The sequence below is a fragment of the Paenibacillus planticolens genome (assembly GCF_013141725.1).
Taxonomy (GTDB): Bacteria; Bacillota; Bacilli; order Paenibacillales; family NBRC-103111; genus Paenibacillus_E; species Paenibacillus_E planticolens.
Window position 1 is genome coordinate 232083 of sequence record NZ_WHNZ01000064.1, and the last position, 12576, is coordinate 244658.

A 12576-nucleotide genomic window follows, 5' to 3' on the forward strand; every position below is an offset into this window, starting at 1 on the left:
AGTAAGTAAAACGCTTGATTCGTCATGTCCGCTCACCTTCTTTCCCATGATGTATGCTAGTTAGCAAACGCTTCTCTGATCATATTATAACTCGTTTTGGTGCGAGATACAGGTTGAGGTATATCCCAAGTATTCCAACTGAACGTCCTGTAGCCCGATGAGGTCACGCTTTCTGGGAAATGATAGTCCACTTTTTGCGTTGCTTTATCCATGACGACTAAGGAGAGAACGATGCCATCGGTCATTCGCACAGAAAGTGCCTCTTTCAAGCTCTCTACTGCGCCCTTGTTCTTCTCATCACTTAATACAAGCAAGCTTGATGGATCGGAGAAATTGAGTCTTGTCCATGGAATCCTTACATTCAACGTGTTACCTTCCACATAGAATTGACTCATACTATTCTCAAACCGACCAGGGATCAATGTCGAACCGTCCATTTTTTCGAAAATCCCCGTCGTAGAAACGGAAGAGAAATAAGATCCTTTACTTGTATTGTAGGTAGGTATGACCAATAAATCGGCTTTATTCTGGCTGTCGATGTTAATATTGAACTCCGCTCCTGACCAGTTCTCCTCACCCTCAGGGGATATCATGTACTCCCCATTTTTTCTATCGATCGTATCCAGATAGATCATGATTCTTTTTTGATCAAACGCCGGTAAGGTTTGGAAATCAGCTTTTATATAGAAATACGACTCATCTGAGTTAAAAGCTAACGTATTCAACGGGTCTGAACCACGTAAAGTCATCGCATAGTCTTTAGGGATTTTGGACTCCATGGCCAGAACGCCATAATTTTGCTCAGGGTCGACCACATTGTGCCATAAAGGCCCGCGATTATAAGGAATCATCAACGGGGATGTGAGCTTACTGCTTGCCCCCCATTCATCGGCCCATTCGTAGATAAGCCCCCCCATCGCTCCGCTATCTTTAATCATCGCTATCAAAGAAACAATCCCCGAGCCTTGCCCATCTTCCGTTGAACCCGCGCTTGTCGGAAGGCCAAACTCGCTGATTAACACCGGATATTTGTTCTGGGTCTTCATGAAATTGTTCAAGTATGCTTTGAAACCTGCATAAGAAGGCTTGGCTTCATCTGCTTCGCCACTCCTGAAAACCGGTTGGTCAGGGAACATATTATAGGCTCCGAATAACCCGCTAGTCACTTTGTTGGTTGTATCCAAATGATTCATCGTAACGGCCGGTGCCTTATTATTCCCATTTGCAGCATTGTACATGTCTTGGTATACACGATCAAGTTCCGGAATGCTGACAATTCCTGCCGGATGCTGCATCTGATAGCTTTGTTGTTCGTATTCGTATACTTTATTACTAATCGCAGCTAACCACGATTCCGTTGGTGTTGCACTGCTGCCGGCAGAGACATATTCACCCGTATAGCGATAGGATGGATTACCTGCATCCGTTGCAGCTACTCGGTCAGAACTCAAATCCGGCGTAATCAAATACCCCAGCACATACCCCGAAACGTCATTGATATAAACATCGGAGCTCTTTCCATCCGCACTTTCAATCGTCGCATTGCCATGAATGGCATTAATCGTATCCTCTGCCGACTTCTCAACGGCTGCATGATACGCTTTATCTAGATAATTCCCCGCAGGGGGTTCTTGATCAACGGCTATATTTTGGAATAAATACAGCCTGTTATCCGGATGATTATCATTATAAATATCCAGTGCACGGTAAAAAACAGCTGGCATGCGTGTGTACACTCTAATCGCATTGGCATTCATGTTTGCTATTTTTTCAAACCAATCTGAGTAAAAGGCTGGGTCATCTGGATAGGTACCTTCCGGATTTCCCGGCACTGTTCGACCGATGTCCACCCCTTTGACGTACAGCTTCTTCCACTGACCGTTTTGATAGACAGAAAACTGCTTGTCATCAATCTTGGACGAGAGCCGAGAGCCATCGCTAGTAACCTCTGTCGCCGCCTTGAACGATACGCCGTGTTCTAACGGCTTTATATCCTTGAACAGCTTGGACATCAAAGGTACGTAAAAATGCCAATAGAAGTAGGATAGATCCCCCTCACTATTCACACTAAAATACCGATATAACGTGGTTGCACCCAAAAACCTTTTAATCTTGTCAGGTCCCCGGTAATCTGTAAAGTCACCAGCAAAATAAAAAGAATGTTTATTATTTGTATGTTTAGCAATGATCGCGGGAAGCTTAGTATCAAGTCCAAATGGGTTTAATTGATTCTTCCCCTCTTCGGTAAGATGCAAGTCATACCAGGCAATGATCGAATCCTCGTCTACTGGCTTAACAATTTCAAACCAATTATAATAATCAACAGCTTCCTTTCCATAGGTTTTGGCATTCTCTGTCATGTAGATCTGAAGAGAGTTTCCTGTAAACCCAATACCGCGTTGCAAAACCACAATTCTATTGTTCCCTGCGATGACAATTCCCGCTCCTGTAAGGCTCCATTTCTTCCCGTACTGTTGTTCATACGTCGCTCGCATCCAATTGGGAACATCCGCTGTTGAAGACAAGTCCGAGAAAAATTTACCTGCTAATCCCGTGAAATTAACACCGAAAATCTCTCCCAGTTCCTTCGATACGCTTGTTTTTGTCGGGTCCCCGGCAATATTATATTCGCCTATAACCGTCGTACCCTTGGCATAACTTGTTGCGACGAGAGCAACTTCCTCTTTCGTCATACCTGAAACGCCTACGGGTTCCACACCATTGATTTTGGAATTACCTGTCCCATAGGTATCCGAAAGATAAATAACATCCGGCACGTAAGTCAATTTTTGAAGCGGTTTGTTCACTAATTTCTCATTATTAAGAAAGTTGCCATAATAATCGGTATTCACTTCGTATTTCTTATTCGTCTCTGGATTTTTTATCCCAAGATACCCCATAAGCCAATACAAACCGCGCTGTTTGCTGTAGTCTAATTGTTTCTCTCCACCGGAGACATTGGTTACAAGCGGAAATGTCTTGTTAAGCACGACGACATCCAGATTTTTATTAGGCATCAACATCCACCATACAAAAGGTGTTCCTACACTAACTAATAGGAATAGCAACACCCAATAGCGAACTTTTATCGTTTTTATCCTCATGGTTTATTCCTCATTTATCGGCAGTCAATTCTTGAAATCCTTTTTGCAAAATATAGTAGGAAGGCTTTAAACGTTCATGAAACGTAGGGACTTCCCATTCCTTCCAGTTATACTCCTTCATGGCTAGATCTTGAGAGCCCTTAGTCGTGCCACTTTTAAGTTTTTCGATGCCAATTTGGAACCCGTTCACTTTAAGTGGTGATATTTTGCCGTTAGCATACATATCATTGATGACAAATTTCTTGGATGGGTCCATCACATTGAGCAGCTGCCAAGGTATTCTTATCTCTAGATGTCCATTTTCGTAATAAAAATCGTTTAACGAATTATAGGAAGGACTGCCCGGATTGGCTATACCATATTTAAGCAACCCCGTCTCATACCCCGTAAAAGGAATAACCGTATTCTCAGGTGGAATGACCACCTTTTTATTCAAGGCAAGTCGTATAGGATTAAATAAGCCTGAATTTTTCTTATGGAACATCTCATTTTTTTCAATAAGATCCGTCTGGACCGCATAGCGGAAATAATAATTATCGTAATAGGCATCGACGAGAAGATGAGAGTCGTCAGGCCCGTGAATTTTCAGGACAAAATCCGCTTCCTTGCTAAATGTCGTTTCATATTCAGAGATATGTGTATTCCCCTGCCCTGGAATGATATCAATGGGAAGCAACAAGGTATCTTTGTTAAAGTCATAATTCGCAGAATCAACCCTGATATACACATAGGCTTCGTCACTCTTCACATATAGCTTCGTGTCATCGTTTATGACGAGAGGAGAATCATTCGTCCAATCATCCACCTTGCCATCCACATAACTGATGTTTTTGGTACTTCCCGGATCAAAGGCTAAGAGACCGAAATGCTGCTCATTCGTCTGGGGATTCGACCAAAACGGGCGAGAATCAGGCATATCAAGATCGTTGTTGTTCCACGTTCTTTTAAACCACTCATCCTGCCACGAAAATACGATACCTCCTGCAAGATTGGCCGTGTTAATATCGTTGATCATATGCACCAACATATCACCTTGTGTCTTTTCGTCGATAAACCCTTGATTAAACCCGGTTATTCTATTTTCGTGCGCCTTCCCTCGCGAAGCCGGTATGCCGAACTCTGACACCACAATAGGCATCGAATGAACCTTTTTGATATCTTCTAAATAAGCTAAATAAGGATCTGGTTTACCGTCCGGACCTTTGAATTCAATATAATCTTTTTGAAAACTAAAAGAATCAGGGTAGTAAGGATACACGTGATACGAAACGAACATACCTGGTTTGTACGTATCATGCGATTTCACATGCTCGACATTAACTTCTACAAGATCCTCGTTTTTATACGGTTCATTCGGATGCTTGAGCGGGTCCGTCGTTACCCAGTTTGAGAATGCAACCGGCCTTTGCATATGGTAGTTGGTCATTTCGTGCTCGACGATTTGATCGCCCATTTCGGCTAGAAATGCTTCGAAAGGCGAAGCGCCTGATGTATATAGAAACTTGCCCTCATATACACTGCGGTTAGAGTTATTCTCATTCGTGCCTACGACAAAAGAAGGGTCCCACTCTATACCAAGAATCCATCCTATTACATATTTCGACACATCTGTCGTATAGGTGCCATCTGCATATCCTTTCTTAACAGGCAAATAGGCATTCCCATGTATAATATCAACAATTTCTTTGCCGCTCGTAATGACATCATTCAGAATCTTGTCATTGTTTCCAAAAGCATCATCAATCGTCATGATATCATCTTCATTCACCCAAACGCCATGAATCACATAAATGGGTTGTTTGCCTTCTTTCTCCATCTTGTGATTAAAATCACTTAATGCATTGTAAAACTGCGGACGTTGTGTGGTGTAAACCCGGATTGTGTTTGCATTCATTTGAGCAATATAGGTGAACCACCTCATATACTCATCATAGGTTATCGCAACTTCTCCAGGAAAAGCACCCGGCTTTCCAGCGCCTAGATTGACACCCTTAATAAACATCTTGTTCCACTTATTTCCATTTGAGACATAAAAAAAAGCATTGTCTGTTTTGCTGATATACCGAACATCGCCTTCCTTCAAAGAAGTGGTGCCTTCATTTATTTTGCTATGTAAAAAGAAAAATTGATACACCAATACTATTCCAAATAATACAATTACCGACAAAATCCCAAGTAATACCTTTATTTTCAGCGTCATCTCCACAACCTCCCCTGTCATTCTATAGGTATTAAGACCTAAAAGTCAACTTATTTAGACCCCTTCACATTATTTTCATAAAAAATGAATAATAACCCTAACCTTTATGGCTGGGGTTATGGCGAATGTCTTATTTCATCGTCATCCAACTATCATAATGATGAATCGCTATTCCATGAAAAGCAGGATTGTCTTTGTAATTTTGATAAACAAGTTCCAGCTGCTGATTCATATACGCTTTGTCTTCTTCATAGAAGGTTACAAATTGATATTCTTCCGCAAGACGTCCGGTTTCAACTGCTATCGTACCCTTCACCTTATACTTCTCAAATAACTTCATTTCCGCGGCAGAAATCCCCATGATTCCGTTAGTTCCTGTTGCTGCATCTCGGTATGCCATAATGGTAATAAATTCAACATTTTTACAAAGCCACTCTGCCATATTTCCACTCCCATATTTGGTGTTATACTGTACACCATAAAACCAAAAGGGGATGTCTATTCCAAATTCCAATTGGAGTGGATCGGCTTGGTTTCTAAATGTCATCATCATGGATTGGTATTCTTCCAAAAATTCATTTGTGTTATCCTCATACTGTTCATGCTCGTAAGGCTCAACATCCAAATGTATACCGCTAAACTTTTCATTTGATGACGCAGACTCTTGATAGTTATTCAACCATTTAAGAAAAATCTGCTGGAGTGTTGTTCCATTATTGGCCACCCATCCAGGTGCACCATCTAAGGCATGTACACGAATTCCGTTAGCAGTCGCCTTGCTTATAAATTCCTTATAATGCTTCTGTTCGAGTGTAGTATCGATTTGAAGCAACAAAACCTTGACGTTATTATTGACCAAATTATGAATGATACTTTCCTGATCGGAAACAATCTTAGAAGTATCCCATAACCATGTTGACAGGCTCGTAGAACTTTGAAAGGCGAATTTCGAGTCCGCTGCCGCCATTCCAGGTAAACCGAGTAATATTAAGCAAACTCCACATACTATATGAATGAACTTTTTCATTTCTCTGCCCCTTCTTTTATGACAAAAAACACAGTCCGGCTGCACACCGAACTGTGTTTGAAATAACGCCATAAAAACAAAAGTTGCAAAGTTTGTCTTTATTACATTTTCGTTCGGTAACTGGCTGCCATAGGTATACACCCTTAGGCCCTGTAGTTTTGCGTCACTGCCTTTACGGCAGGTTTGCTATTATCGCGAAGCTGATCGTTCTTATGAAATAATAATCACATACTAAACTATATTCTTCCAAATGTCCACTATTTGGACAATGGGTACTAACGTTCTCCGTAAGGGGAATAAACAATTTTACCGCGGATAAAACCCTAACTTGTCTTAAATCGATAAATATTGGTACTGCAATTCTCTGTCCACCAAGGCAAAATAGCGTTCTATATCCCCCTACTCTAGGCATTCAACCGACCGGCACCGCGTGAATATGGAGTAAGTTAAGTCCGCGGGAACTCCATTCCCTTATTTCGGCGAAAAGCGAAATTTCCGGCGCCCAAGGGGAACTACAGGGTCTTGATATGAACCTCAATGTCTAACTATCTGCTCAGTGATGGTGAAATAGCGGCCCCTTGTTCCCTCTAACTTGCTTAAAGGGCTGTTTCTAGCAAAATAGCGCCCTGTAGTTCCCCTCCCTCTTCCAGCGCGGCTCGTCAGAAGAAATAAACCGGCCCTCCTTTAGGAGTACCGGTTATTTTTCATCTATCCAACCTCGCTCAACCGCCATTCCGATAATGAACCAATAGGAGATAACTTAGTGTCAGGGTCAATAGGAAGTCCGACTAGTTCTAAAAATAAATAGATGTGCATTGTATTTATAAGTATTGGTCAACTCGTTGCTAGTGGCACAGTCCTACTCACATAGCTGTTCTTGATACTTTTTGATATATCCGGTATGGGAGGTTGAAAAATGAACGAGAATAATGGAACTCGCCCTAACCAAAGGTCTGGAGATATTCCTGCTGCTTTTCATTCGCAGACTGTGGGAGAACGAGGCCCTGTATTGGAACAGGACAACGTGCTGCATGAAAAACTCGAGACTTTCGTCCATGCGAAATTGTTAGAAAGGCCCGTGCATGTCAAAGGATATGGCGCATTCGGCTACTTTCAGACCGTACATGCCATGACGGCTTACACGCAGCTTTGTTTCTTGCAAAATCCGGGTCAGCAGGTCCCTGTCACAGTAAGATTCTCCTTAGCCGTCAGCAACAAAGGCACGCCTGATACTTCCCGTAACGTGCGCGGATTCGCCACCAAGTTCTATACGGATCATGGGGTGTTCGATCTTGTCTGCAACCATATCCCCGTGTTCGCCGTCAGAGACGCCATCCGCTTTCCCGAGTTTATCAATGCCTTCCTGCCGTCGCCCGTCAACAACTTAATCGATCCGGAACGATTTTGGAGCTTCGTGGCCCGAGCACCGGAATGCACAAGCTTTCTCGTGCGGCTCTACTCCGACGAGGGCACCGTCAAGAGTCTTCGACACATCCCGGGCCACAGCGTAAACACATACGTCTGGAAAAACGCGCAGGGTGTCCGCACTTACGTGAAATATCATTGGATGCCTCTAGCAGGTGTGCAATATATTGACCGTCAAGAATCAGCGCGGCTCGCTTGCGAGAATCCGGATTATGCCGGCAAGGACTTATTCGATGCGCTGAACACCGGCGAAACGTTTGAATATGGGCTTTACGTGCAGCTGATGAATCCCCAAGACGAATCCTTTCTCCCTTATGATCCGTTGGATAATACAAAGGTATGGGATGAGCGGCAATATCCCTTACTGCCAGTAGGGAGATTAGTATTAAATAGAAATCCAAATAATTATATGGAGCAAATAGAAAAGTTGGCTTTCTCCCCTTCCAACTTGCTGGAAGGCGCAGAGTTATCGGACGATAAGCTGCTTCAGGGGCGTGCAAATATTTATTGGGATTCGCAGCGTCGACGGCTTGGTCCGGACTTCCGCAAAATTCCGATTAATCATCAGCAGAACTGGACGCCTGATTCCCTTGTGACCAGTGGCAACGGGAGATTCGTGGAAGGTCGCCTCGTGCGTTCCGACCTGCCCAAGCAAGATGACTTCGCGCAAGCCGGTCAGTATTATCATGCTCTTGCCCCCTTACAGCAAGAACGCTTGGTAGATAACCTGGTCGTCGATCTTGCCGGCATATCCCCCGAAACGCAAAAGATCGTGCTCAGCTACCTGTACCAAGCATCCTTCGAGTTTGGAGAACGAGTCACTCGAAAGCTCCAAACTTCATAATTGATGGTAGTTTATATCCAGACCGAACGGCTGGTCAAGCTACGGCTAAATGCGATCAAGAAGCGGCGAATTTTATGGCTTTGAACTTGATGAACGACATCATTACTGGCAAGCGAACCGTAGAAAATGCACGTCATGCTGCCTCATACTGCTGATCCCGATGTTGCCTATTTCTAAGTGATATATCTGTTATGACATTCTCAACCCTGCCTTAGCTCCGGCTCATCACTTCTTGTGACAATTAAATTACGAACTGTTTCCCGCAGACTCTCGCGCATTTCGTGAGGCGTCCCTTCGTCGGTCACTAACGTTTGAATACGATTGAGCTCCATGCCAAACAGAAAGCCGCTGCGATTGGCCTTGGACGAATCCGCCATAAGAATCAAGTGATTGCTCTGCTCAACCATCATCTGAGCAATTTGCAGAGGCTCCCACTTGGAATAGTAAATGCCCTGTGCGCCAAACCCCATGCAGGAAAACAGCGCTTTGTCAAAGCGATATTGGCGAAGCTCGCAGTGGAGTTTATAGCCAAACGTCATGCCGTCTTCCCCCACCTCGCCACCGACCATATAGACATTCAGCTTGCCCTTCTTTTGAACCAGATTGAGCGCGACCATCGCCGAGTTCGTCACTATGGTCAGGTTTTTATCGTCGGGAATCAACCGCGATAGCACAAGCCCGGTCGTATTGCCATCGACAAAGACACTATCTCCCTCTTCCAATAAAAGCATAGCTTCGCGGGCGATGGCCTCCTTACGCTCGAGGTTCAGCTGCATGCGATCATAATACGGCATGTCCCAGGTTGTCTGTTCTCTTTTAACTGCGCCACCATATGTTCGGCGAACAAAGCCTTTTTCGTCCAAAATACGCAGATCCCGGCGGATTGTTTCCACCGAGACACCGTAGGTCAACATTAATTCATCTACAGAAACGCTTCCGACACGCCGCACATCCATAATAATTTCATTTCTTCGACGGACTGAGTTCAACGTTACAGCCTCCCCTGCTTCTAGTAAAACAAGGCTTCCTACATAAGCCCTAACTGCGCTTACGTAGAAAGCCTGTTCCGTATTTGTTCCTAAACTTACTTGAATTCTTTGAGCGCTTTCGTGGAGTCAGCCTGCGCCTTCTTCAGCGCATCTGCCGGAGATAATTTGCCAGCCGTCATCGCTTGCAAAGCTTCTCCAACCGCTGTATCCATCTTGCTGCGTGCAGCGCTCGATACATCGATTCGTGCGTAAGGGAATACTTCTTCGAAAGCCTGCTTCTTCTGCGGGTTATCCATATAATTCTTCTTCAATAAATCCGTATTCTGTGCAGATAGGGTTGCCGGGAAATAACCTGTCTTCGCTGCATAGATCGATTGCGCCTTAGATTCAGCGAAGTATTTCATGAATAACCAGCCTGCCAGCTGCTTCTCTGGCGTCGTTTTGAACAGGACTTGATTGCCGCCATACAATTCAGTCACTTTGCTTCCGCTCTTGCCTTGCGGAATCAACGTGATGCCCCACTTGAATTTATCCTTCACCAAATCAAGCTTCGAGCTTGTACGGGCCGTCGTGCCGATCTCCATAGCTGCTCTGCCGTTCGTGAATTCCTGCTCCGTGTCTTGAGCGAATAGAATCGCTTTCTTATCAACCAAATTCTTGATCATCCCAGCCAGTTCCAATGCCTGCGGATTGTCGTAATTAACGCCGCTTTGATCCAAATTAATCGGGTCGATTCCGTAAGTACGCAGCCATGTGCGGAACGTTCCGCCATTATTGCCATTCCCCATGACCAAAGCGGGAGTACCTGTTTTTTCTGTGATATCCAGCGCCATCTTTTCAAATTCCTGCCAAGTTGCTGCCGGCTTCTCATAGCCTGCTTTCTTAAGCAGATCCAAGTTGTAATAAACGCCCATAGAAGAGTTGCCATGCGGCCAGCTCATCGTCTTGCCATTATATTCAGGAATACGCTGGCGAGCCAATACGCCTGGCATGATGTCATCGAGCGCCGCTTTATTCAGCCCGTTAACCGGATCGTTGATATAGTCGTCGAGCGGCACAATTTTATCTGCTTTCATGTATTCCAACGTATCGCTCTCGTAAGACATCGCTACTGCGGGAAGACCCCCACCTTGCAGGGAAGCACGCACTTTTTTATTCAGATCGTCATACGAGCCTTGGAATACTTCTTTGACAATAATTTTGCCTTCGTATTCCTTGTTAAAAGCGGCCACCATCTCTTTGATTGCATCCCCATAGATCGTAGCTTGAATATGCCAGAAATCGATGGTAATCGGCCCGTTTTTTCCAAGTTCAATGCCTTTCGCTACTTGAGATTCTGCTTTTTTATCCGGTTGAGTGCCGGCAGGTGCTGCCTGCTGCGGTGATCCGCAACCGATGGTTGCAAAAAGCAAAAGGGTTGCCATTGAAGCTTTCCAAGCGGGAAACAATTTCGTTAAATACATGGTTTTCACTCCCTCGATTTGTATATGACGAAAAGCATCATTACCATTTAGATCCAATGAAAAAAGGTAGGTTTAGCTTGTAATCTGTTTATCAGCTTCTAATCTGTTTACCAACGAGTTCAGACAGCTCAAAGCTTTCTCCAGGAGCCGGACAATACTTGCTTATGCCGCCACTGTTGAACATCGACGGGTGCAAGCTATGCAAAGGGACGACTACTTTCGGAGAAATCCGCGTCGTTAATTCGGTGATCTCCTGCGGCGCCGCATGTCCCCCCGTTGCACAATAGCGATACTGGACACCAAATTCAGTGAGCCATTTCAGGAGCGTTTCATCCGATGGTGTCAGCGGATTACCGTCAGCATGGACATAGATCGATGCCGCCGTGCGTGAACCGAAGGTTTCCAATTCCGCTATAAGAGGTGTGTGTGGATAAGTGAGATAGACGGCATACGCCGATTTATTGGCCGTAATTTCATTCAGCGTTATGGACTCGTAAGGAAGATCAACTTCCTTGATAGGATGCGGCCCCTTTGCCCATTGCGGCGTGCTCAAAAGCCGAATGACATCTTGATCGACATCAAGTGCTTGATGTCCAGCTAGCACCGTTAGTCTCGAGGAGGCTTCCCTCCACAGCACGGCTGTACTTTCGTCCATCACAAGCTGACGACCCGCTTCCTGTGTGCGGACAATTAAATCAGCGACACGTTCCACGTTGCGAGCGAGAATATTAACGTACACCAAGCCCTCCGTATCTTCCATCGCCCGGCGGCATTCTACAGCCACCTCAACTTCAAGCCGATCCTTCGGCTTGCGGAACAACGTGTCCGGACGCATCCGTGTGCCTTCCGTGATTAGCAGTTCCACTCCGACGCTTTGGCAGCGTTCAATGAATCGATCCATGCGATACGAATTCCGTCCATGTCGACGCCAATCGGCTGTGAAAGCGATCCTATGCTGCGGTCCGTGAATAATGAAGCCCGTAACCCCAGGACTGTCATGATCCACCTCGATAAATTCAATGCGGAAAGTACCAAAATCGACAACCTGTCCATCTTCGATGAGACGAATATCTGCTTGCGTACCTTCATACTCGCCTGCAGCTACGACAGCTTCATACACCGCATAAGCGTCGCGATGCATCCAAACAGGAAGACCTGCACGCAGTGAAGGGAGCAGAGCCATATGGTCTTGATGAATGTGGCTCACAAAGCCATGCAAGTTGTTCACGTGCGGCAAACGGTCTATGTCCCATACTTGTGTAAGCTCAGCTTCCCCAACATCGCCCAGCAAGGCAGGATCGTATAACCCCAATACTGGAGGTGCCATCCGTGTCAGCAAAAAACTCCGGATCCCAAAGTCAGAGCAAACGCTAACTTCATTTTTAAAAAATCCACGTGCCATACCAAGATCAAAAACAATGCCAGTATCCCCACAGCTGTATAAGATGTGTACACCGCCAATCGTGGTCAACCCACCATAAAACGTTATGCGCTCCTCAAGTTGATGACTCTGATTCATCCGCA

General features: G+C 44.9%; 7 protein-coding genes and 1 riboswitch. Of the genes, 1 reads left to right on the forward strand and 6 read right to left on the reverse strand.

The features are described 5' to 3' along the window. Positions 1-56 precede the first annotated feature (56 nt). From GC097_RS28025 to GC097_RS28035, 3 genes are all read right to left on the reverse strand, one after another. On the reverse strand, positions 57-3017 hold the full coding sequence (locus GC097_RS28025) for a hypothetical protein (protein ID WP_171686583.1): 2961 nt from the start codon (positions 3015-3017) through the stop codon (positions 57-59). A gap of 97 nt (positions 3018-3114) precedes the next feature. Beyond that, positions 3115-5304 (reverse strand): family 2 glycosyl transferase, encoded by a 2190-nt coding sequence (locus tag GC097_RS28030; protein WP_246294489.1) that lies wholly within the window; start codon positions 5302-5304, stop codon positions 3115-3117. A gap of 130 nt (positions 5305-5434) precedes the next feature. Further along, entirely contained in the window at positions 5435-6472 is a 1038-nt protein-coding gene (locus GC097_RS28035) for an amidase (protein WP_171686584.1), read from the reverse strand. Beyond that, positions 6444-6529, reverse strand: a riboswitch (cyclic di-GMP riboswitch). It overlaps the preceding gene by 29 nt. Positions 6530-7247: 718 nt before the next feature. Between GC097_RS28035 and GC097_RS28040 the strand changes: the two genes are divergently transcribed. Continuing rightward, positions 7248-8600 carry a catalase gene (locus GC097_RS28040; RefSeq protein WP_171686585.1) on the forward strand — a complete coding sequence of 451 codons (1353 nt, stop codon included), beginning with the start codon at positions 7248-7250 and terminating at the stop codon, positions 8598-8600. 200 nt (positions 8601-8800) lie between these two features. On the opposite strand, the gene GC097_RS28045 is transcribed toward GC097_RS28040, so the two are convergent. From GC097_RS28045 to GC097_RS28055, 3 genes are all read right to left on the reverse strand, one after another. Further along, the gene (locus tag GC097_RS28045; protein ID WP_171686586.1) at positions 8801-9589 is read right to left on the reverse strand and encodes a DeoR/GlpR family DNA-binding transcription regulator; all 789 of its coding nucleotides are present in this window, start codon (positions 9587-9589) and stop codon (positions 8801-8803) included. 95 nt (positions 9590-9684) lie between these two features. After that, entirely contained in the window at positions 9685-11052 is a 1368-nt protein-coding gene (locus tag GC097_RS28050) for an ABC transporter substrate-binding protein (RefSeq protein ID WP_171686587.1), read from the reverse strand. 91 nt (positions 11053-11143) lie between these two features. After that, complete coding sequence (locus GC097_RS28055; RefSeq protein ID WP_171686588.1) at positions 11144-12571, reverse strand: MBL fold metallo-hydrolase; 1428 nt, start codon at positions 12569-12571, stop codon at positions 11144-11146. Positions 12572-12576 lie beyond the last annotated feature (5 nt).